This is a genomic window from Arthrobacter sp. 260, assembly GCF_013116745.1.
GTDB lineage: Bacteria > Actinomycetota > Actinomycetes > Actinomycetales > Micrococcaceae > Arthrobacter_D.
Map to the genome: position 1 here is coordinate 180,293 of NZ_JABFOE010000007.1, position 22,649 is coordinate 202,941.

20 protein-coding genes are annotated in these 22,649 nt (G+C 64.6%); 14 read left to right on the forward strand and 6 right to left on the reverse strand.

Features of this window, described 5'->3' with window-relative positions:
- The first annotated feature begins 140 nt into the window (after positions 1-140).
- Positions 141-1,580, forward strand: coding sequence for a gamma-aminobutyraldehyde dehydrogenase (locus HMI57_RS10155; protein ID WP_171585887.1), 1,440 nt, complete (start codon positions 141-143; stop codon positions 1,578-1,580).
- A 15-nt stretch (positions 1,581-1,595) separates the two neighbouring features.
- Complete coding sequence (gabT, locus tag HMI57_RS10160; RefSeq protein ID WP_171585888.1) at positions 1,596-2,972, forward strand: 4-aminobutyrate--2-oxoglutarate transaminase; 1,377 nt, start codon at positions 1,596-1,598, stop codon at positions 2,970-2,972.
- A gap of 74 nt (positions 2,973-3,046) precedes the next feature.
- Here gabT and HMI57_RS10165 read toward each other — a convergent pair whose 3' ends face one another.
- From HMI57_RS10165 to HMI57_RS10175, 3 genes are all read right to left on the reverse strand, one after another.
- Positions 3,047-3,292 (reverse strand): helix-turn-helix transcriptional regulator, encoded by a 246-nt coding sequence (locus HMI57_RS10165; RefSeq protein WP_171585889.1) that lies wholly within the window; start codon positions 3,290-3,292, stop codon positions 3,047-3,049.
- Positions 3,292-3,933, reverse strand: a complete 642-nt coding sequence (locus HMI57_RS10170; protein ID WP_171585890.1) for a DUF2975 domain-containing protein — start codon at positions 3,931-3,933, stop codon at positions 3,292-3,294. The genes HMI57_RS10165 and HMI57_RS10170 overlap by 1 nt, the downstream gene beginning before the upstream one ends.
- A gap of 96 nt (positions 3,934-4,029) precedes the next feature.
- Positions 4,030-4,692 carry a TetR/AcrR family transcriptional regulator C-terminal domain-containing protein gene (locus HMI57_RS10175; RefSeq protein WP_171585892.1) on the reverse strand — a complete coding sequence of 221 codons (663 nt, stop codon included), beginning with the start codon at positions 4,690-4,692 and terminating at the stop codon, positions 4,030-4,032.
- Positions 4,693-4,848: 156 nt separating this feature from the next.
- Here HMI57_RS10175 and HMI57_RS10180 point away from each other — a divergent pair, with 156 nt between their 5' ends.
- The 4 genes from HMI57_RS10180 to HMI57_RS10195 all read left to right on the forward strand — a co-directional run bounded on the left by HMI57_RS10180 (position 4,849) and on the right by HMI57_RS10195 (position 9,689).
- Complete coding sequence (locus HMI57_RS10180; protein ID WP_171585894.1) at positions 4,849-6,249, forward strand: FAD-dependent oxidoreductase; 1,401 nt, start codon at positions 4,849-4,851, stop codon at positions 6,247-6,249.
- 5 nt (positions 6,250-6,254) lie between these two features.
- Positions 6,255-7,214: a universal stress protein gene (locus HMI57_RS10185; RefSeq protein WP_171585895.1), complete on the forward strand. Its 960-nt coding sequence runs from the start codon at positions 6,255-6,257 to the stop codon at positions 7,212-7,214.
- The gene (locus HMI57_RS10190; RefSeq protein ID WP_171585896.1) at positions 7,211-8,734 is read left to right on the forward strand and encodes an amino acid permease; all 1,524 of its coding nucleotides are present in this window, start codon (positions 7,211-7,213) and stop codon (positions 8,732-8,734) included. The genes HMI57_RS10185 and HMI57_RS10190 overlap by 4 nt, the downstream gene beginning before the upstream one ends.
- Before the next feature lie 112 nt (positions 8,735-8,846).
- A complete protein-coding gene (locus HMI57_RS10195; RefSeq protein ID WP_171585897.1) occupies positions 8,847-9,689 on the forward strand; it encodes a universal stress protein in 843 nt (280 codons plus the stop codon).
- 92 nt (positions 9,690-9,781) lie between these two features.
- Here the strand turns inward: HMI57_RS10195 and rarD are convergent, their stop codons facing one another.
- Positions 9,782-10,756, reverse strand: coding sequence for an EamA family transporter RarD (gene rarD / locus HMI57_RS10200; RefSeq protein ID WP_171585898.1), 975 nt, complete (start codon positions 10,754-10,756; stop codon positions 9,782-9,784).
- 165 nt (positions 10,757-10,921) lie between these two features.
- Here rarD and HMI57_RS10205 point away from each other — a divergent pair, with 165 nt between their 5' ends.
- The 8 genes from HMI57_RS10205 to HMI57_RS10240 all read left to right on the forward strand — a co-directional run bounded on the left by HMI57_RS10205 (position 10,922) and on the right by HMI57_RS10240 (position 20,467).
- Positions 10,922-12,346, forward strand: a complete 1,425-nt coding sequence (locus tag HMI57_RS10205) for an FAD-dependent oxidoreductase (protein ID WP_171585899.1) — start codon at positions 10,922-10,924, stop codon at positions 12,344-12,346.
- Between the two features lie 54 nt (positions 12,347-12,400).
- On the forward strand, positions 12,401-12,820 hold the full coding sequence (locus tag HMI57_RS10210) for a hypothetical protein (protein ID WP_171585900.1): 420 nt from the start codon (positions 12,401-12,403) through the stop codon (positions 12,818-12,820).
- A 128-nt stretch (positions 12,821-12,948) separates the two neighbouring features.
- Positions 12,949-14,256 (forward strand): GAF domain-containing protein, encoded by a 1,308-nt coding sequence (locus HMI57_RS10215; RefSeq protein WP_171585901.1) that lies wholly within the window; start codon positions 12,949-12,951, stop codon positions 14,254-14,256.
- 107 nt (positions 14,257-14,363) lie between these two features.
- Complete coding sequence (locus HMI57_RS10220) at positions 14,364-15,887, forward strand: aldehyde dehydrogenase family protein (RefSeq protein ID WP_171585902.1); 1,524 nt, start codon at positions 14,364-14,366, stop codon at positions 15,885-15,887.
- Between the two features lie 9 nt (positions 15,888-15,896).
- Entirely contained in the window at positions 15,897-16,292 is a 396-nt protein-coding gene (locus tag HMI57_RS10225; protein WP_171585903.1) for a DUF779 domain-containing protein, read from the forward strand.
- A 166-nt stretch (positions 16,293-16,458) separates the two neighbouring features.
- Entirely contained in the window at positions 16,459-17,148 is a 690-nt protein-coding gene (locus tag HMI57_RS10230; protein ID WP_171585904.1) for a TetR/AcrR family transcriptional regulator, read from the forward strand.
- An 81-nt stretch (positions 17,149-17,229) separates the two neighbouring features.
- Positions 17,230-19,797, forward strand: coding sequence for an MMPL family transporter (locus tag HMI57_RS10235; RefSeq protein ID WP_171585905.1), 2,568 nt, complete (start codon positions 17,230-17,232; stop codon positions 19,795-19,797).
- 64 nt (positions 19,798-19,861) lie between these two features.
- Positions 19,862-20,467 (forward strand): TetR/AcrR family transcriptional regulator, encoded by a 606-nt coding sequence (locus tag HMI57_RS10240; protein ID WP_171585906.1) that lies wholly within the window; start codon positions 19,862-19,864, stop codon positions 20,465-20,467.
- A gap of 118 nt (positions 20,468-20,585) precedes the next feature.
- Here the strand turns inward: HMI57_RS10240 and HMI57_RS10245 are convergent, their stop codons facing one another.
- Positions 20,586-22,079 (reverse strand): catalase, encoded by a 1,494-nt coding sequence (locus HMI57_RS10245; RefSeq protein ID WP_171585907.1) that lies wholly within the window; start codon positions 22,077-22,079, stop codon positions 20,586-20,588.
- A gap of 50 nt (positions 22,080-22,129) precedes the next feature.
- Positions 22,130-22,579, reverse strand: coding sequence for a Fur family transcriptional regulator (locus tag HMI57_RS10250; protein ID WP_171585908.1), 450 nt, complete (start codon positions 22,577-22,579; stop codon positions 22,130-22,132).
- Positions 22,580-22,649 lie beyond the last annotated feature (70 nt).

Consider the following 22,649-nt stretch of genomic DNA (forward strand, 5'->3'; position numbering starts at 1 on the left):
CACTGTGCGGTTGCATCACAGTGAGCAAGAGTTGTTGTGCGCATCACCCTAGGCCGCTGATCGCGTGAAGGCGTAGGGTCGGCAGTGGATTTACGCTGCGACGGGCCCGTTGTGACCCGTCAGCCCATCAGAGAAAAGGGATGAATACCGTGGTAACCACCCTCCAGAACTTCATCAACGGCGAGTTTGTGACGCCGGCCGGCACCGAACTGCTGGACATTGTTAATCCGACCAACGGCGAGGTCGTGGCGAAGGCGCCCGTTTCGCTGCAGTCGGACGTTGACGCCGCCATGACAGCGGCGGCGCAAGCCTTCACCACTTTCAAGCACGTCACCCCGAGTCAGCGGCAGCTCATGCTGTTGAAGCTTGCTGACGCGCTGGAGGCCGCGAGCGATGAACTCGTGGAGGCGCAGCACCGCAATACCGGGCAGGTCCGTGACCTGATCGCCGCCGAGGAAGTGGCGGTTGGTGCCGACCAGCTGCGCTTCTTCGCTGGTGCCGCGCGCCTGATGGAGGGGAAATCCGCTGGCGAATACGTCGAGGGGCACACCTCCTACATTCGCCGCGAGCCGATCGGCGTCGTCGCCCAGGTGGCACCCTGGAACTACCCGCTCCTGATGGCGATCTGGAAGATTGGTCCCGCGCTCGCCGCAGGTAACACTGTGGTCCTCAAGCCCAGCGACACGACCCCCGAGTCAACACTCGTGCTGGCGAAGCTGACCCAGGGCATCCTGCCCGCCGGTGTGCTGAACGTGATCCTGGGGACCGGGGAGACTGGCGCTGCGATGGTGGACCACCCGGTTCCCGGCCTGGTGTCGATCACCGGATCGGTCCGCGCGGGCATCGCCGTCGCCACCGGTGCCGCCAAGACTCTCAAACGTGCCCACCTTGAGCTGGGAGGCAAGGCACCCGCCGTCGTCTTCGCCGACGCCGACATCAAGAAGACCGCGGCGGCGATCGCTGAGTTCTCCTTCTTCAACGCCGGCCAGGACTGCACCGCGATCACCCGTGTCCTGGTCCAGGATTCAGTACACGATGACCTGGTAGCCGCCATGGTGGCGCACACCGAGACGCTCAAGACGGGGAACGCCGACGATTCCAAGAACTACTTCGGCCCGCTGAACAACATCAACCACTTCAACGCGGTCAACGCGGTGATGGATGCCCTGCCGGAACACTGCAAGGTCGAGATCGGCGGCAAGCGCTCCGGCGACAAGGGCTACTTCTACGAGGCCACCATCATCACCGGTGCCCGCCAGGACGACGACATTGTGCAGAAGGAAACCTTCGGCCCGGTCATCACCGTGCAGAAGTTCACCACCGAGGACGAGGCAGTGGAACTGGCGAACGACGTCGAGTACGCCCTCGCCTCCAGCATCTGGACCACCGATCACGGAACGGCCATGCGCGTCTCCCGCGACCTCGATTTCGGGGCCGTCTGGATCAACACCCATATTCTTCTCACCGCCGAGATGCCTCACGGAGGCTTCAAGAGCTCCGGTTACGGCAAGGATCTCTCAATGTACGGCGTTGAGGACTACACCCGGATCAAGCACGTGATGAGCGCGCTGGATGTCTAGAAAGGCAGTTTCCCTATGACCACCCAAGCAACGCAGCCGCAGTTCCGGCTCGAGCAAAAACGCAAGATCATCGCAGACTTCCCCGGACCGAAGTCCACTGAGCTCGCCGCCCGGCGTGCGGCGGTCGTCGCCAAGGGTGTTGCCTCAGGTGTTCCGGTGTATGTTGCCGACGCCGACGGCGGCATCGTGCACGACGTCGACGGTAACTCCTTCATCGACCTCGGTTCGGGCATCGCGGTGACCAGTGTCGGGGCATCGGATCCCGCCGTCGTCGGCGCCGTCAAGGAACAGGTGGAGCACTTCACCCACACCTGCTTCATGGTCACCCCCTACGAGGGCTACATCGCCGTCGCCGAGAAGCTGGCCGAACTGACCCCGGGCGACTTCGAGAAGCGCACTGTGCTGTTCAACTCGGGTGCCGAGGCTGTCGAGAACGCGATCAAGGTGGCGCGTCTGGCCACCGGCCGCACTGCCGTCGCCGCTTTCGATCACGCCTACCATGGCCGCACCAACCTGACGATGGCACTGACCGCCAAGTCCCTGCCCTACAAGGGTGGACCTGCCGGCGACTTCGGCCCGTTCGCCTCTGAGGTGTACCGGCTGCCGATGAGCTACCCGTTCCGCGAGGAGAACCCCTCGATCACCGGTGTCGAGGCAGCCCAGCGCGCCATCACGATGATGGAAAAGCAGATCGGTGCCAGCTCACTGGCTGCCATCATCATCGAACCCATCCAGGGCGAAGGCGGCTTTATCGTTCCCGCCGAAGGTTTCCTGCCCACCCTGGCCGCCTGGGCCAAGGAAAACGGTGTGGTCTTCATCGCCGACGAGGTGCAGTCCGGCTTCTGCCGCACCGGTGCCTGGTTCGCCGTCGACCATGAGTCAGTGGTGCCCGACATCATCACCATGGCGAAGGGCATCGCTGGCGGCATGCCGCTGTCGGCCATCACCGGCCGGGCAGACCTGCTCGACGCCGTCCATCCCGGTGGCCTCGGCGGCACGTTCGGTGGCAACCCGGTGGCCTGTGCTGCAGCTCTGGCCGCTATCGAGACGATGCAGGAGCAGGACCTCATCTCGCGCGCCCAGGCGATTGAGGAGCTTGCCACCTCGCGGTTCCGTGCGTTGCAGGAGGACCTCGGTGAAGAGTCAATCATCGGTGAAATCCGTGGTCGCGGTGCGATGCTGGCTCTTGAGTTCGTGAAGCCGGGAACCAAGACCCCTAACCCTGAAGCCACCAAGGCCATTGCCGCGGCGTGCCTGCAGGAGGGCGTCATCATCCTGACCTGCGGTACCTACGGCAACGTGGTTCGGCTGCTGCCCCCACTGGTGATCGGTGATGAGCTGCTGAACGACGGCCTGGACGTCCTCGAGGCAGCCATCCGCGCCGCGAAGTAGCGCAACCCCGCATCCCCCACCCCTCCGCCGAGTGGTCGGGTCTGGTGAGTCGGCCGACGCCGAACCCACCAGACCTAACGCTTCGGTGGAGGGGTTTTGCGTATCTCCAGCAGGTCCCCGACCTGACATTCCAGCACTTCGCAGATGGCCTGAAGGGTGGAGAACCTGATGGCCCGGGCCCTGTCGTTCTTGAGGACTGAAAGATTCACAATACTCATATCGACACGGCGACCCAGCTCCGTGAGCGTCATGTTCCGGTCAGCGAGGAGCTCGTCCAGCCGGCAATGGATGTCAGTGGCCTCCGAGTCTGCGGGGGCCATTAGATCAGCCCGTCGGTGTCGCGCTGCAGCCGGGAGCCGATATGGAAGGCCCCGGCGAATAGGGCGCAGAAGACTCCAGTGATCAGGGAAATCGAGTCAGTCGGACCGAAATAGTAGCCGGTACTGAAGGGTGCCTCCGCCAGGTCGATGCCGAGGTCAGCCACGATCACTGTGTGCGCGTAGGAGAAAACTGCCGGCAGAATGAGCGAGCCAACAGTGAAGAACAGTGCGAGGACGCCTAGACCTGCCGTCATTAACCGTCCGAAAGGACGTCCACGCTGCACCCGCCGGGTGAGGTGAAGGAAGAACACCAACGACGCTGCAACGAAAAGGAATCCGACCGTCATGGTGGCCGCATAGGGCGCTATCGCTGCACCACCGACTCCTTCAACGCTCAGGGAGATGGTGTCGAAGTACGCCATTGAGACCTGTGGCCCCAGCCCGGCGACTGAACCCTCAGGGGTGACCGCTGGCAGATACAGTTCGGTTTTACCCTGCGAGGCCATTACCAGGAAAACAGTGAGCACGGCGAGGACGATCACTGTGAGAAGGCCAGTGATTACCTGGACGGTCACCAGCCCTACTCGTTCGACAGTCTTCAACGGTGTCCGTGTGCGGGGTGGGGACGGTGTCATGGTCATGGGTTCCTCCAGGTAACTTAACGTTTATCAATACTAACGATAAACGTTAAGTTACCGATTGTCGATAACCTCTCGGAAACTGGTGCTGCGTTGGCTTCAGGTGGCCAGTTGAGCCTTCAGTCCGATGATGAGCGCTTCGAGTCCGATCGTGAACGCTGCATCGGCGGAGTCGGCCTGCGAGCTGCCGCGCACCCGTACGGCAGCAGTGAATAAGGGATAGTCGGGTCCCAGGCTGCCGGACTCGAAGATATCTTCCGGTGCGGCGACGTCGAACGCTGACCCGAAGATGAAGGACTCCAGAGCCACGATGGCAGGAATGATGCGGTCCTCCGGCCAGCCAGCCCTGAGGAATCCCTGGGTGACCGCCTCATACATTGCAAGGGTTTCGGGAGCACCGGTGACGGGAAGGACGGCGATCACCGAAATGAGTGGCGCATGGGCGGCGAATACGCCGCGGTAGGACCAGGCCCACGACCGGACCGCCTCATCCCAGGGTGCCTCAGCAAAATCGCTGAAATCCACCTGTGCCATCACCTGGTCTTCGACCCAGCGCAGCACTTCCTGCTTGGACTCGGCGTGGTTGTACAAAGCCGAGGGCGCAACACGCAACCGGTGTGCCAAAGCGGCCATGGTCAATCCCTCGTACCCCTGGCTGGCAATCAAGCCCAACGCGGCATCGGTGATCAGATCACGGGACAGTACCCCCCGTGGCGGCCTTCCTGCGCGGCGGCGGCTCACCGGAGACCCCACTGTTCCCATGCCTGCCCCTTCGCCATCCCGTTGCTGGGGGTCAATTCTACTGCGCCCCATCACTGATCGGCCCTTTCCAAAATCGACGGGTATCGCTACAGTATCTGTAATAAATGAATGCCGTTCATTTTGTGGCCTGGGCCATACCGTCCGTGAGGGGTAATTGTGGAGCAGTTGGAACGCGACGTCGTCGTCATAGGGGCGGGGCCCTCGGGTCTCACTGCCGCCTGGGAGCTGAGCAGGGCGGGATTGAGCGTCGCCGTCCTGGAAGCGCGGAACCGGGTGGGGGGACGCACCTGGACCGACACGGTTGATGGTGCGGTGCTGGAGATCGGCGGCCAGTGGGTCTCCCCGGACCAGACCGCGCTGAAGGATTTGCTGGCAGAGCTCGGGCTGGAAACCTATGAAAGGTACCGCGACGGGGACTCGGTCTACATCGGCGCTGACGGCACCAGCACCCGCTACACCGGCGACATGTTCCCCGTCTCGCCTGCCACCGAGGCGGAGATGAACCGCCTCATCGAGTTGCTGGACCGGCTGGCGGCCGAGGCCGGCCCCGAGACGCCGTGGACCCATCCCGAGGCCAGGGCGCTGGACACAATCTCTTTCCACCACTGGCTCCGCGAGCAGTCCAATGACGAGGAAGCCTGCAACAACATCGGCCTCTTCATCGCCGGGGGGATGCTCACCAAACCCGCTCACGCGTTCTCTGCACTGCAGGCCGTGCTCATGGCCGCGTCGGCCGGCTCCTTCTCCAACCTGGTGGACGAGAACTTCATCCTCGACAAACGCGTCGTCGGTGGCATGCAGCAGGTGTCGGAACGTCTCGCTGAACGTTTGGGTGACGACGTCGTCCTGTCCAGTCCGGTGCGCACCCTGCGCTGGCACAGTGGATCGAACGACGACGACGGTAGCACCGACGGAAGCCACGTCACCGCCGTCTCGGACGCCGTCACCGTCAGGGCGCGCTACGCGATCATGGCCGTCCCACCGAACCTGTACTCACGGGTCTCCTACGAGCCACCCCTCCCACGACGGCAGCACCAGATGCACCAGCACCAGTCCCTGGGCCTGGTCATCAAGGTCCACGCGGTCTACACGACGCCGTTCTGGCGCGCCGACGGCCTCTCCGGCACCGGGTTCAGCGCCTCCTCGATCGTGCAGGAGGTGTACGACAACACCAACCACCAGGACTCCCGCGGCACCCTGGTGGGATTTGTCTCGGATGAAAAGGCCGACGCCATGTTCCGGCTGGACCCGGCCGAACGGCAGCGGACCATCCTCGAATCAATCGCAGGTTTTCTCGGACCGCAGGCGCTGACCCCCGAGGTCTACTACGAGTCGGACTGGGGTTCCGAGGAATGGACCCGCGGAGCGTACGCCACCAGCTACGACCTCGGTGGCCTCCACCGCTATGGACCCGACCAGCTCACCCCGGTGGGCCCCATCCACTGGTCCTGTTCGGATCTCGCGGCTGAGGGCTACCAACACGTGGAGGGAGCGATCAGAATGGGTCAAGCGACCGCCCGCAACATCCTGAGCCTTACCTCAGCCGAAGGAGCATGAAGCGCATGGACTACATCGTCGGGTACACGGCTGACGAACGCGGCCGCGATGCCGTGAGCCTTGCCGTCGCCCTCGCCCGCCGCCAGGACGCGAAGCTGCAGCTCGTCATGGTGATGCCCGAGCACTCACCCTTCAACGCCGTCTACCCGCCCGAGCGCGGGTTCGAGAGCATCCTGTCCGCCCAGCTGCAGGAGTGGCTGGCCGAGGGGCTGGCCATGATTCCCGACGACGTCACGGCCCGCGCGCATGTCATCAGCGCCGATTCGCAGGCGGGTGGCCTGATCGACGCCGCAGTGGACTCGGGTGCCTCGCTGATCATCATTGGGGCGAGTTCACGCGGGCTGCGGAAACGGTTCAACGTGGGCAGCGTCGCGGGGACCCTGCTGCACGCATCCCCGGTCCCGGTGGCCCTTGCGCCGCAGGGCTACCGGCGGCTCGACCCGATCACCCGGCTCACCTGCGCCGTCGGGACCAGGGCCGGTGCGGACGAGGTCATCGCCGTCGCCGTCGACTCCGCGGCCCGGCGGAAGCTGCCCCTGAGGCTGGTTTCGCTGGTAGCACTGGACCCGTCGTCGGGCGCTGACGGAGCCGACGCCGCGGCGGTGGAGGCAGCCCACGACCACGCCAACACCCGGTTGGCCGAGGCGGCCGCCTCGCTCGCAGCGGGAGGCCAGGTCAGCGTCGAAGTGGTGCGCGGGTCGACCGTCGAGGAAGCCATCGGCGCGCTCGCATGGGACGAAGGCGAGATCCTGCTGGTCGGATCGAGCCGGTTGGCTCAGCACAGCCGACTATTCCTCGGCGTGACTGCCAACAAGATCCTGCGGGCACTGACCGTGCCAATGGTTGTGGTGCCACGCAGCTACCGATCCGACGATATCCAGTCGCGCCAACCGGAGCGATCTGTCACGAAGCGCTCCGATGCCGGTGAGGGCAGGGACGTCCAACCTACCGAGGTGTCGCAGTGAGCACTACACAGGATTCGCCCACCGGACTGAGCAAGAAGGGCCTGAGTTCCGGGTCGGTCGGGCTGCTGGGCGCCGTCGTCATCGGCGTCTCCTGCATCGCCCCCGCCTACACCCTGACCGCGGCGCTCGGCCCCACCGTTGCAGAGGTAGGAGTGCAGCTTCCAGCGATCTTCCTCGTCGGGTTCATCCCGATGCTGCTCGTGGCCCTGGGCTACCGGGAGCTGAACAATGCGATGCCCGACGCCGGCACCTCCTTCACCTGGGCAACGCGAGCGTTCGGCCCGTGGGTCGGCTGGATGGGTGGCTGGGGGCTGATCGCTGCGACGGTGATTGTGCTGTCCAACCTGGCCGCCGTCGCCGTCGACTTCTTCTACCTCATGCTCGCCCAGCTGACCGGGAACGAGTCGCTGGCCGACCTCACCCTTAACCTGCCGCTGAACATTGCCACCACGCTCGTCTTCGTGGCCCTGGCCTGCTGGGTGTCCTACCGCGGGATGGAAACGACCAAGGCCGTGCAGTACGTGCTGGTCGGTTTCCAGCTGCTCGTCCTGGGCTGGTTCGCAATCGCCGCCTTTGCGCACGTAGCCAACGGCACCGCTTTCGACGCGACAGCCATCAGCCCCGACTGGTTCAACCCGTTCGCCGTCGAATCCTTCTCAGCCTTCGCCGCCGGGGTGTCCCTGTCGATCTTCGTCTACTGGGGCTGGGACGTCACCCTGACCATGAATGAGGAAACGAAGGACCCGGAGCGGACACCCGGCCGGGCCGCCACCCTTACCGTGCTGGTCATCGTCGTGATCTACCTGACGGTCGCCCTCGCCACCCTGTCCTACGCAGGAGTAGGCGACGGCGAATTCGGTGCCGGCAACGTCGACAACCAGGGGAGCATCTTCGCCGTCCTGGCCGGGCCCGTGATGGGGCCGTTCGCCATCCTGATGTCCCTGACGGTATTGAGCAGTTCAGCGGCTTCGCTGCAGTCGACCTTCGTTTCACCGGCTCGCACCCTGCTCGCGATGGGTCACTACCGCGCGCTGCCAGCGAGCTACGGCAAGATCAGCCCCACCTACAAGTCGCCGAGCTACGCGACCGTCGCCGCGGCGGTCGCCGCCTCCGGGTTTTATGTGGTCACCCGCATTGTCTCGGAAAACGCACTGTATGACACCATTACGGCGCTCGGCATGATGATCTGCTTCTACTACGGGATCACCGCCATGGCCTGCGTCTGGTACTTCAGGGCTGTCGCGTTCAGCAACGCCCGCAACATCCTGCTGAAGTTCCTGGCCCCCTTGCTCGGCGGGGTAATTCTGCTGGTGATGTTCGTAAAAACCGCCACCGACTCGATGGACCCCGACTATGGGTCCGGTTCATCGATCGCCGGGGTGGGACTGGTTTTCATCCTGGGCACCGGAGTGATCCTCCTCGGGGCAGTACTCATGGTGGTCATGTACCGGGTAAATCCAGCGTTCTTCAAGGGCGACACTCTGCGGAAGGGGAGTGCACCTGCCCACGTCGAACGGTAGAACCCCACCTCCTACCAGCAGATCCATCCACTGTCTACAGCCGCGATAGGCTAGAGCAGATCTGCGGCGGTGATCCTAGGCGCCGGTCAGAATCCGAACCGGAAGGCGCCGTATGCGTTATGTAGTGGGTTTCACCAACAATGATCGTGGCCGTGATGCCCTGGCACTGGCGACGTCGCTCGCGCGCACGCAGGGTGCCAGCATCGACCTGGTGACGGTGCTGGGCCGTCCGCAGGACGGCAGCGTCGGAGCTGGCACGGGCCGCGCGATGGCCGCCCTTGAGGAAGCCATCCAGGGAATCCCCGGTGGTGTCGAAGTGGTTCCTCACGTGTTGCTCGCCGACTCGTTCGCCGAGGGCCTGCTGGAGGTTGCCTCCGACCTGGAGGCCGGGCTGATCGTGATCGGAGCGGCCAGCAATGGACTGCTGCGCCGGTTCACCGTGGGCAGCGTGGCCAATGCCGTGCTGCACTCGTCGCCTGTCCCGGTGGGACTGGCTCCCCGTGGCTACCGTCACCGCGACCGGATGACCCGGCTGTCCTGCGCCGTCGGCACCCGTGCGGGTGCGGAAGCGGTCCTGGACGTGGCGGTCGACTCGGCGGCCCGCCGGGGCATGCCACTGCGGCTCATCTCCCTGGTGGCTTTGGACGTCAACGAGCAGGCGGATACCGGGGAAGCAATCAACCTGGCCCACCAGCACGCCAACACGGTTCTCGCCCGGGCGGGGGAACAGCTGCCGGAAGGCCACGAAACGACAATCACTGTGGCCCACGGCCGGACGATCGAACAGGCCATTGACGACATTGAGTGGGATCCGGGAGAGATCGTTTTCGTCGGCTCGAGCCGGCTCGCGAAGCGGAGTCAGCTCTTCCTGGGCTCCACCGCCAACAAGATGCTGCGCGCGCTGCCCGTCCCGATGATCGTTGTTCCTCGGGACTGGAACCTGCCGGCCGCCTAGCGGCAGCCAGCGACGCCCGCCGAATCATGAGTACTGGCGACCCAGGGATGCCCTGGGTCGCCAGAGCTCACTTCTCGGCGGGGTGAATCCGGTCAGACCTTCGCGGTCTCCTCGACCACTGCGGCGGCGCGGTCGCGGCGGGGGCGGGAGTTCTTGCGGACGGTGCGCAACATGTCGATGGTGAGCATCGCCAGGGCAACCCAGACCAGTCCGAACCCGATCCAGCGCTCCAGCGGCATCTCTTCCTTGAATACGAGCAGGGCCAGCAGGAACTGCAGGACCGGTGCCAGGTATTGCAGCAGGCCGATAGTGGTCAGGGGCAGCCGCCGTGCTGCAGCGCCGAAGAAGAGCAGCGGGACGGCGGTAATCACGCCGGCGGACGCCATGATCCAGAAATGTGCGGGGCCCTCGGTGAGGACTGTCGCAGCCCCGGAGAAGGTCAGCCAGATCATGACCGCGGCCGCGATTGGGGTGAGGACGGCGGTCTCGATGCTCAGGCTCGACAGCGCATCCACCTTGGACCCGACCCGTTTCTTGACGAAGCCGTAGAAGCCAAACGAGAAGGCGAGTGTCAGGGCGATCCAGGGCACATTCCCGTAGCCGATGGCCAGCACCACCACCGCGATGATGCCCATGGCGACCGCTGCCCACTGCAGCCTGCGCAGTTTCTCCCGCAGGACCAGGACGCCCAACAGTACCGAAACAATGGGGTTGATGAAGTAGCCGAGGGCCGCCTCGATGGCGTGGCCGGTGGTCACGCCGTACGTGTAGACGAACCAGTTCACGGCGATCAGGAGGGCGGCGATTGCCAGGGTGCCGAGGATCCGGGGATTGGACGCCGCGGCCCAGACCGTCCGCCAGGACCTCATGACGGTCAGGAGGAGCGCGCAGAACACCAGCGACCAGAGGACCCGGTTAGCGACAATCTCGATGGCCGTCGCCGGCAGCAGGATCATGAAGTACAGCGGCAGGAGACCCCAGAGGCCGTAGGCGCCAATTCCGTAGAGGATGCCCGTGGAGTTTTCGCTTCGGGGCGGGCGCTGGCTAGCGGTTTCGGTAGGGGTCACGTCGGCTCCAGCGCTCACCCGTCGTGATTTATTCCCGATGTGCGGTGGAACCTGCGATGAGACCGGCATCACCGGTTTAGACGGCACCCCGGCGGGGCATTTAGAATAGGAAACTGTGCGCTAAATGTACGTCTCGGTTTGTCCACTAGGGAAGAAGGCCAATCAGTGTCCACCTCAGCTGCGGGGCGACCGCTGCGGGTAGCGATCATCGGTGCCGGTCCGGCAGGCGTGTACGCCGCCGACATCCTGACGAAGTCCCAGGAGGTCCAGGGTGGTGACTTCCAGGTCAGCATCGACCTTTTCGACCAGCACCCTGCCCCCTACGGCCTGATCCGCTACGGTGTGGCCCCCGACCACCCGCGCATCAAGGGAATCGTCAACGCCCTGCACAAGGTGCTGGACCGGGGTGACATCCGGTTCCTGGGGAATATCAACTACGGCCGGGACCTCACGCTGTCCGACTTCCGCAAGTTTTACGACGCGGTCATCTTCTCCACCGGTGCGATCAAGGACGCTGAACTGGCCATTCCCGGAGTGGACCTCGAGGGGTCGTTCGGCGGTGCCGAGTTTGTCTCCTGGTATGACGGCCACCCTGATGTCCCCCGCGACTGGCCACTGGACGCCCGGGAGATCGCTGTCATCGGGAACGGAAACGTCGCCCTCGACGTCGCCCGGGTGCTGTCCAAGCATGCCGACGATCTGCTCGCCACCGAGATCCCCGACAACGTCTACGCCGGGCTGAAGGCATCCCCGGTCACCGACGTGCACGTCTTCGGCCGGCGCGGGCCAGCGCAGGTGAAGTTCACCCCACTGGAACTGCGTGAACTCTCGCACTCCCGCGACGTGGACATCGTGCTCTACCCGGAGGACTTTGACTTCGACGAAGCCTCCGAACAGCAGATCGCCAGCAACAACCAGACCAAGACAATGGTGAAGACCCTCACCAACTGGTTGGTCGACGACGAACCGACCGGTGCCTCACGCCGGTTGCACCTCCACTTCCTGCACTCACCTGTCGAGATCACCGACTCCCCGGAAACTCCCGGCAAGGTCGCCAACGTGCGGTTCGAACGGACCGCGCTGACCGGGGAAGGGACAGTGCGGGGCACCGGCGAGTTCATCGACTACCCGGTGCAGGCGGTCTACCGTGCCATCGGTTACTTCGGGTCGGAACTGCCCGAGGTGGGATTCGACAGCCAGCGCGGTGTCATCCCCAACGAGGGTGGCCGGGTCATCGATCAGGAGGGCACCCCCGTCCCCGGCATCTACGCCACGGGCTGGATCAAGCGGGGCCCGGTGGGCCTCATCGGCCATACCAAGGGCGACGCATTGGAGACCATCGGGTTTCTCCTCGAGGACCGGTTGAACCTTCCCCCGGCCCAGGACCCGTCTGAAGACGCCATCATCGACCTGCTCACCGAGCGTGGAATCCGGTACACCACCTGGGAAGGCTGGCTCAAGCTAGATGCCCACGAGCTGAAGCTCGGCGCCAACTTTGTGTACGACGGCGGCACCAACACCGAGCTGGTCAGGGAACGCGTGAAGGTGGTCCCGCGGGACGAGATGATCGCCATCTCCCGCGACGAGTAGCCGGCTTAGTCCTGCCAGCGCCGGTGGCACCATCGACAGATCTAGACTGGGTCAATGACACGCAGGCACATGCAGCTAGCTCTTGTCCTCGCCGGTGCGGCGCTCACCGTCGGGTGCAGCGGCGCCGAAGCTGAGCCCGACCTCGGCTCCCAACCGCTCGCGACCTACAGCAACCCCGACAACAGCGGTGAGCAAGCCGGGATTTCCGGCAGGCTGGTGCTTGAGGAGGGGTGTGTCTATCTGACCAGCCCCGAATTCTCCGAGCGGTGGGTGCCGGTCTTCCGCGCCGAATCAAACCCCGAGTGGCGTGACGGGACCCTCATCTTCGACGGTGAGGAGTACTCAGGCGATGAACCAGTTGGCCTGGGTGGCAGCGAATGGGCCCGCGACGACGCGGACCTGTCCATTCCCGACGCCTGTGATGATTCTCCCCGCTGGGCCGCCTGGCAGGTCATGCCGGGTGACGCGCTCTAGGCCCTCCGGGTCCGCTGACCTTGAGGGCCGGAGCAAAGAAAAAGCGTGAGACACCCGCGACAGCGGGACGCCGCCGGCACTAGACTGATCCCACCCCACCGGCGGGGAGACCATGAAGCGGAGTGTCGATGACGCAGCAGCAACTGCCGATTCCGGGGGGACTCACGTCGAGAACCCTGCAGCAGTACGCCCACCGTGCACACGAACGGCTCGGTAGCGCCCCTCCCTCCGGTGTGCGCTCGCTCGTCAGGGATTCCTGGCTCCGGTCTCTGCAGCACCTGCCCAGCCCCGACGCCGCCCAGGCCCCCCTGTTCTATACGGACGAGGAGCTCGAGGCCTACCGCCGGGGGCACCCCCTCGCGGCGGTCCTGCCCATCATCCGCAAGCTCCTGGTCCAGCCGAGTCTCGACAGCGGGCTGCTGGTCGCGGTGGGCGACGCGGACGGGCGTCTGCTCTGGGTGGAGGGAGACCGCGAACTTCGCCGTCGGGCCGAGGGGATGATGTTCGTCGCGGGCTCGGACTGGTCCGAGTCGGTTGTTGGAACCTGCGCTCCAGGCACCGCACTGGCGCTCGGACGCAGCGTACAGATTGCCGGGGCCGAGCACTTTAGCCCCCAGGTGCATCCGTGGAGCTGCACTGCCGTTCCGGTCCATGACCCGGATTCGGGGACCGTGCTGGGCGTGGTGGACATTACCGGCACCGATGACGCAGTGGCAGTCCACACGCTGTCCCTTGTTGAGGCAACCGTCGCTGCGGCCGAAGCGCATCTCAGCCTGCACCGGCTGCAGGCCAGCCAGCCGGCACGGAAGCTGGCGGCAGCGAAAACACACTCCGTCTACCGGGAGGGGCTGCAGGTCCTGGGAAGGGATCACGGGGTCATTCAGGTGGGCCGACGGTCGGTGGAGCTCAGCGCCAGGCACGCCGAGCTCATCACCCTGCTTGCCTTGCACCCCAGCGGCCTGAGCGCGGACCAGCTCGCGGCGATGGCCTATCCGGAGCACGTCTCGGTCACCACCGTGAGGGCCGAAATGCTGCGCCTGCGGCGGGTGCTGAATCACCAGTTACCGTCCCTGGTGCCACGCTCGCGGCCCTACCGCCTGCCCCGCGAGCTGACGGTCGACGCGTCACAGGTGCTGGACTACCTGCAGCGGGGAGCACACCGGATGGCGCTCAACCTGTACCGCGGTCCCGTGCTGCCCCGGTCCGAGGCGCCGTCGATCGTGCGCCTGCGCACCGAGGTCAGCTTCCTGCTCCGCGAGGCGGTACTCAACGATGGTTCCGCCGACGCCGTCCTCCAATACCTCCAGCTCGCTGAGGCCCAGGACGATGCCGAGGCGTGGACCGCTGCCCTGAAGGTCCTGCCCCCGCGTTCGCCGCGCCGGGCCGCCGTGGTCGCGCACGTTGAAAGGCTGGATGCCGAACTGGAATTGCGCTGACGCCTGATGGGCCCTTGAGGGGAGTGCAACCCCAGTGCAACTGGAGCCCGCCTACAGTTCGGAAGGAGGACGACGACGTCCTTTTCGGAACCCAAGGAGTCAAAACGATGACTGTTTACGCCCAGCCCGGCCAAGACGGATCCAAAATTACCTTCAAGCCGCGGTACGAGAACTGGATCGGCGGCGAATGGGTGGCCCCCATCAAGGGCCAGTACTTCGAGAACATTTCCCCCGTCAACGGCAAGGCCTTTTGCGAGGTAGCCCGGGGTACCGCCGAGGACATCGAACTGGCCCTCGATGCCGCCCATAAGGCCGCCCCCGCGTGGGGCAAGACATCGGTAGCCGAACGTGCTGCGATCCTCAACCGGGTCGCGGACCGGATTGACGAGAATCTGGAAATGCTGGCAGTGGCCGAAACCTGGGACAACGGCAAACCCATCAGGGAAGTCCTCGCGGCTGATCTGCCGCTGGCCGCCGATCATTTCCGCTACTTTGCCAGCGCCGTCCGCGCCCAGGAGGGACGACTGTCCCAGCTGGATGACGACATGACCGCCTATCATTACCACGAACCGCTCGGCGTGGTGGGACAGATCATCCCCTGGAACTTTCCGATCCTGATGGCCACCTGGAAGCTGGCGCCCGCGCTTGCGGCAGGCAACGCCGTCGTCCTCAAACCGGCCGAGCAGACCCCCACCTCGATCCTGGTCCTGATGGAGCTTCTCAGCGACATTTTGCCACCGGGCGTGCTGAACGTGGTGAACGGGTTCGGGGTGGAGGCCGGCAAGCCGCTGGCGTCGTCGAAGCGGATCCGCAAGATCGCTTTCACCGGTGAAACCACCACCGGACGGCTGATCAGCCAGTACGCCAGCCAGAACCTCATTCCCGTCACGCTGGAACTCGGGGGCAAGAGCCCCAACATTTTCTTCGGCGACGTCGCGGACAAGAACGACGCGTTCTACGACAAGGCGCTGGAAGGCTTTGCGCTGTTCGCGTTCAACCAGGGCGAGGTGTGCACCTGCCCGTCGCGTGCACTGGTGCAGGACTCCATGTACGACTCCTTCATGGCGGACGCCGTTGCCCGCACCGAGAAGATGATTCAGGGCAACCCGCTGGACACCGACACCCAGGTGGGTGCGCAGGCCTCCAACGACCAGCTGGAAAAGATCCTCTCCTACTTCGACATCGGACGGCAGGAAGGGGCGAAAATCCTCATCGGCGGCGAGCGGATCACGCTCGACGGCGATCTCTCCGAAGGTTTCTACGTCAAACCGACAATCTTTGAGGGAACCAACTCCATGCGGGTGTTCCAGGAGGAGATTTTCGGTCCGGTGGTGTCAGTGACCCGGTTCAGCGACTACGCTGAAGCGCTCCAGATCGCCAACGACACCCTCTATGGGCTGGGCGCCGGCGTGTGGTCCCGCAACGGCAATGTGGCCTATCGGGCGGGCCGGGAGATTCAGGCGGGCCGGGTCTGGGTGAACAACTACCACGCCTACCCGGCGGGTGCGGCGTTCGGCGGCTACAAGTCGTCGGGCATTGGCCGCGAGAACCACACGATGATGCTGGACCACTACCAGCAGACGAAGAACCTGTTGGTCAGCTACAGCGAAGACAAACTCGGTTTCTTCTAAGGAGCAGGTGTGAGCGTCGAAGCCAGCATTGTCCTACCCGGTGAGGACTTCTCGCGGGTAGCGCTGACCGGGCCAGCCGTGGAGTTGCTGCGGAAACTGTGGGACATCCACGGACCGTTGATGTTCCACCAGTCGGGCGGCTGCTGCGATGGATCATCGCCGATGTGCTACCCGGCGGGGGAGTTCATCACCGCCGAGGCGGACGTCCTGCTGGGCGTCCTGGACGTCGGTGGTGGAGTCCCTGGGGAGACGCAACTGATCGAGTTCTGGATGTCCCGTGAACAGTTCGAGTACTGGAAGCACACGCATCTGACGGTCGACGTGGTCACCGGCCGGGGGAGCGGTTTCTCGGTCGAGGCTCCGGAGGGGAAGCGTTTCCTCATCCGTTCCCGGTTGATGTTCTAGCCGCCGCATCTCTCACGCTGCAGAAGCCTGCGGACGCGCCCGACCTATCGGGTGCGTCCGTTGGTTCTGTAGCGCTTGCGGGTTTGTACCGCGCACGGACGAAACGTGAGCAGCGGCACACGTCATTTAGTTGCACAGGATGCAAAATTGCACTTAGTGTAACAATATGACTAGTCCAGCTGCGGTGACCGACCCTGCCCTCGTGCCCGATACGAGCGACACCTCCGACGCCGGTTCCGCGGGCGCGGCTGCCGTGCCAGGCCGTCGGGAGCAGAACAAGCTCGACACGCGACGTGCCATTGCGGCCTCAGCCCTCGATCTCGCCCGCACGCACGGGCTGGGAAATTTCACGGTCGACCAGGTCGCGGCAGAGGCCGGTGTGTCCCGCCGTACCTTTTTCAACTACTTCCACAGCGCCGAGGAAGCTCTCACCACCTCCACTGATGCCTTCCTGGAGCTGGCCGCGGCAGAATTCATGGCCCGGCCCGCTGACGAGCCCCTGCTGGACGCCATGATCGCCGCGCTGGCAGCCATCTCCAAGACCGACAACCTGGGTGTCTGCGGCGAACTCTTCCGGATGGCCGAGGGCAGCCCTGAACTGATGCGCAGTCAGCTGCACGCCTGGGAACGGGCCGAAGCCCGGATCCGCCAGGCGGTCGACGAACGCATGGGCGGCAACCTGGACCCGCTGTACCTTCTCGCCCTGGTCGGCGCCGTCCTCTCCTGCGTCAAGGCGGCCATGCAGGTCTGGGCCGCCTCCGCTAACGAATCACCCAGCGACTCGGCTGATGACCTTGAAGAACAGATTGTCGGCGCGTTGACCATGCTGCGTGACGGCTTCAGCAACCCCGTCTAGGCCTGCCGGTCATCGCCGACCAGTGCCCACCCCACCCCAGCTTCATAACCTCCACCCACCGAACGAACCGAGGAACACTTCATGGCACACCTGCTGTATCGCTTAGGCAAGTTTGCATCACGACAGCGCTGGTGGATCGTCTCCGCCTGGCTTGCCATCCTGCTGGCCGTCGGTGGTTCAGCTGCCGCGTTCTCGGGCACGCTGAGCAACAACTTCACCATCCCGGGTACCGAGTCACAGCGTGTGCTCGACGAACTGCGCGACACCATGCCCGACGCCATCGGCGGCATGGGCACCATCGTGTTCGAGAACCCCGATGGGGCAATGACCGAAGAACAGCAGTCCTCAGTTGAGGAGGCGCTCGCCGACCTTGAGCAGGTTGAGGGAGTAGAAGCGGTCATCAATCCCTTCGACGTCTCCCGCCAGCTCGACGAGGGCAGGGCCGGAATCGACGAGGGGCGGGCGGAGCTTGAGCAGGGCACCGCGGAGCTGGAGGCAGGCGCAGAGCAGGCCGCCGCAGGTCAGGCCGATCTCGACGCCCAGCGCGAAGAGTTTGAAGCCAGCCGGGAGCTACTCCCGCCGGAACAGGCGACAGCCATCGAGGCGCAGCTTGATGAAGGCCAGGCGCAGCTCGATGCCTCACTGGCCGAGATCGAGGATGGTCGGAGCCAGCTGGAAGAAGGCCGTGCCGAGATTGACCTCGCTGAGCGCACCCTCGACGCGTCGTCGGGGATCCAGTTCGTGTCCGACGACGGCTCCGCAGCGGTTGCCAGCGTCCAGTTCGATTCCCCGGTAGACGCCGTCACCCTGGAAACCCGCGAAGCGGTCCAGGTAGCAGCAGACACCGCCACCGACGCCGGCGTGAACGTGTTCTACAGCAAGGAGATTGTCCAGGACATCTCCGAGATCTTCGGTATCGCCGAAATTGTGGGGCTGCTGGTCGCCGTGATCGTGCTGATCGTCATGCTGGGCACGCTGGTTGCCGCCGGACTGCCGTTGCTGATGGCCATCGTGGGCGTTGGGGTGGGTGTGGGAGTGACCTTTGCCCTGACCGGCGTCATCTCGATGAGCTCCATCACGCCGGTCCTGGCGTTGATGCTCGGTCTCGCCGTCGGCATCGACTACTCCCTGTTCATTGTGAACCGGCATCGGACCCAGTTGCTGCGGGGAATGGACGTACAGGAATCGATCGGCAGGGCCACCGGAACTGCCGGCAACGCTGTCCTGTTTGCAGGCATTACCGTGATCATTGCCCTCGCTGCGCTGGCCGTCCCCGGACTGCCGTTCCTCACCCTGCTGGGCATGTCCGCCGCCGGCACCGTTGCCGTCGCGGTCCTCGTGGCGCTCACCCTGACCCCGGCGTTGCTGGGATTCATGGGCCGCAAGGTCATCTCCCGTCGCCGGTGGGCCAAGGCGGAGGCCGAATCCGATCTCGAAGCCTCCCACGAACAGGTGCAGGCGGAAGAGGACCGCAAGGCAGCCAGCGGTCGTGGCTGGGGTGGGTTCGCCACCCGGAAGCCGATCCTCACCCTGATCGCGGGCGTTGCCGCCCTGGCCGTCATCGCGCTGCCAGCCCTCGACCTGAGGGTCGGCCTGCCCGACGGCGGTTCGGAACCGGTCGACTCCACGGCCTTCCAGGCCTATGAACTGGCTGGCGAGTACTTCGGCGAGGGAACCAACGGTCCGCTGCTGGTGGTGGCTAATCTTCCGGCCACCGATACTGACGCGGAACTGAGCGAGCTGCAGCTCGAGGTGGCCGACCGGTTGGCGACCGTCGACAACACCGCCGCCGCAGTACCGGCTGGCGTGAGCGACGACGGACGCACGGGCATCTTCCAGGTGATTCCTACCGAGGGACCCGCCAGCGAGAGCACCGAAGAGCTGGTCCGCGAACTGCGCGATTCGGCGCCGGCCATCGAGTCGGACACCGGAGTGCTGATCTCCGTGACCGGTCAGACTGCAGCCAACATCGACGTTTCCGAGAAACTCATGGAGGCAATGCCCCTATACCTGGGGATCGTCGTCGGCCTCTCCCTGGTGCTGTTGCTCCTGGTGTTCCGGTCGATCCTGGTGCCGCTGATCGCCACCGCCGGCTTCCTGCTGTCCCTGCTGGCCAGCTTCGGGGCAACGGTCGCCATCTACCAGTGGGGCTGGTTCGGTGACATCTTCGGGGTAACCAACCCGGGGCCGATCCTGAGCTTCCTGCCGATCATCCTGATCGGTGTCCTGTTTGGGCTGGCGATGGACTACCAGATGTTCCTGGTGTCGGGGATGCGTGAAGCATGGGTCCACGGCGGCAGTGCGAAGAGCGCCGTCCGCGTGGGCTTCAGCCATGGCGCACGGGTGGTGACCGCTGCGGCGATCATCATGGTGGCGGTCTTCGCCGGGTTCGTGTTCTCCCACCTGACCATGGTCCGGCCCATCGGGTTCGGCCTGGCCTTCGGGGTGCTGGTGGATGCGTTCGTGGTCAGGATGACCCTCGTGCCCGCCGCGATGTACCTACTGGGCCGCCACGCCTGGTGGCTGCCGAAATGGCTGGATCGCATCCTGCCCGACGTCGACGTCGAGGGCGCGCGTCTGACGCGCACCGAACCCGTTGCTGTCGGTGCAGATCTAAACGACGCCGACCGGGTTGGCATCAAGAATTAGGCAGAACGTTACTCAAATGTTGTAGGTGTTGGCCCGATCGATCAGCCAACGTACTATGCAAAGTATGGCGCGACCACCGAACCCGGAACGCAAGACTGAACTGCTGGACCAGATCCTCGACTACCTGCTGGACAAGACTTTCGCAGGGCTGAGTTTCCGGACACTGGCCGACGGCCTTGGCATCAGCAGCTACGTGCTGGTTTACCATTTCGGCAATCGTGAGGAACTGGTCAACCAGATCGTCACCCATATCGAGCAACGTGACGCCACAGTGAAGCTGCCCAGCCCAGAAGACCTCAGCCGTGAGGACTTCCGGGAGTGGTCGCTGGCCTCCTGGCGGTGGACGCAGATTGAACGGAACAGGCAGCTACAGCGGCTGGAGTTCGAGGCGTCCCTCCATGACGCGGTCAGCGATTCTCCCCGGGAGAGCGCTGTCGCGAAGTTCGAGTACTGGCATGGGTTTATCAGGGATTGGCTGGTGTGCCAGGGCGTTCCTGGGGACATGGCTGACACGGCCGCGCGGATGCACATCTCGGGCGTGTACGGCCTGCAGTATGACTTCGTCGTCAACCGTGACCGGCAGGCAGTCGAAGCGGCCCTGCTCATGATGCTTGACCACTTCTTTGACGTGATTGACCAGGCGAACGGGGCCGAGCAGCAGCGGGCCTGATGCGATCCAGAGCGCACCTGCTCCAGGCACGGTAAGCCAGGACAACAAGAAAGGCGGGCCCCTGGGGACCCGCCTTTCTTGTTGCCCACTCGGGGCTGACAGCCGGTTAGGCCAACGGTTAGACCTTGTTGGCGGCTTCGGCCTGGGTGTTTCCACCGGAGGCGTCAGCGCCGAGTGCCGCACGGAGCTTGGCACCGAGTTCGACGTCGACGTTGGTCCAGTACTGGATGGCCCGTTCCCGGATGGCGTCGATGGTCACGCCGCCGACGGCACCGGTGATGGTGTCGAGGAAGCGTGCCCGCTCGGCGTCGGAGAAGACCTCGCGGTACAGGGTGCCTGCCTGGCCGAAGTCGTCGTCCTCTGCGTGGAGGGAGTGTGCGGCGCGCACCAGGTCGCCGTCGTTCTCCCAGCCGCCGTGAGGGCCGTACTGTGCCGGATCAGCGGCTGGGCCGCCAACCGAGTTCGGAGCGTAGACCGGAGTGGACGGCGAGTTGAAGTCGTACCGTGCCACTCCGTCCTTTGAGTAGTTGCGGACCTCGTTCTTCGGCGCGTTGACTGGCAGCTGTGCGTGGTTGGTGCCCACGCGGTAGCGGTGTGCGTCGGCATAGGAGAAGATCCGTGCCTGCAGCATCCGGTCAGGGCTGGCCGCGATGCCGGGGACGAAGTTCGACGGCGCGAAGGCGGCCTGCTCGATCTGCGCGAAGTAGTTCTCCGGGTTGCGGTTCAGGGTCAGCTTGCCGACGGGGATCAGCGGGTAATCGCCCTGAGGCCAGACCTTGGTGAGGTCAAACGGGTTGAACCGGTAGTCCTTGGCGTCGTCGTACGGCATGATCTGGACCTTGAGGTCCCAGCTCGGGAAGTTGCCGGCGGCGATGTTTTCGGACAGGTCGCGCAGGTGGTGATCGGCGTCCGACCCGGCAAGTGCCTCGGCCTGGTCTCCGGTCAGTACCTCGTGGCCCTGGTTGGACTTGAAGTGGTACTTGACCCAGGACTTCACGCCAGCTTCGTTGATCCACATGAAGGTGTGTGACCCGTAACCGTTCATGGTGCGCCATGAGTTGGGCAGCCCGCGGTCACCCATCAGCCAGGTCACCTGGTGTGCTGACTCAGGGCTGAGGGTCCAGAAGTCCCACTGCATGTCGGCGTCGCGCAGGTTGGTTCCTGGCAGGCGCTTCTGTGAGTGGATGAAGTCGGGGAACTTGATGCCGTCGCGGATGAAGAAGACGGGGGTGTTGTTGCCGACCAGGTCGTAGTTGCCCTCGTCGGTGTAGAACTTCAGGGCGAAGCCGCGGGGGTCGCGCCAGGTGTCGGGTGAACCCTGCTCCCCGGCAACTGAGGAGAAACGCAGGAGCGTCTCGGTGACTGCGCCTGGCTGGAACAGCGATGCCTTGGTGTATTCGCTGACGTCCGAGGTGACCTCGAAGGTACCAAACGCGCCGCCGCCCTTGGCGTGGACTACGCGCTCGGGGACACGCTCGCGGTTGAACTGCGCAAGCTTCTCGATCAGGTAGTGATCGGTCAGAGGGATAGCGCCGTCGCGGCCCAGGCTGGACGAGTTGGCGTCATCAATGACTGGTGCTCCGGATTGGGTAGTGCTGAAGTTCGAAGACATCTGGCTCCTTTTGTTGCAGTGGTTGGAAATAGGGGTGGTTTGAGGGGAACTTAGCGGCAGTCGGCGCACAGGCCCTGGTAGACGACATCCGCAATCTGGATGGTCATCGGGCTGGTGCCGGCGGGCCACTGTGGGGTGAGGCAGGGTGCGTGGCCGACGGCGCAATCGACGTCCTCGATACGACCGCAGCCGGTGCACACCGCGTGATGGTGGTTGTCATCGACGCGGGTCTCATACCGGGCAGGGGAATGGGGTGTTTCGATCCGGCGCAGCAACCCCAGGGCGGTGAGATCGGCCAGCACCACGTACACGGACTGCACGGTGATCTCCGGCAGGTCAACGCGAACGCTGGCGGCGATATCCTCGGTGGTGGCGTGGGGGGAAAGCTCGACCGCCGCCAGAACCGCGAGGCGTTGACGCGTCACCCGACGGCCGTGGGCACGCAGGGCTGTAGCCCATTGCGCAACGGCTGCGCTCGGTGGTGTCGCGATCTCGGTCATAACCACAGTCAACCATCTATTCTGACAAACTCATAATAGGCGCGCCGGTGGCGGTCGGGCGGGTCCGGGT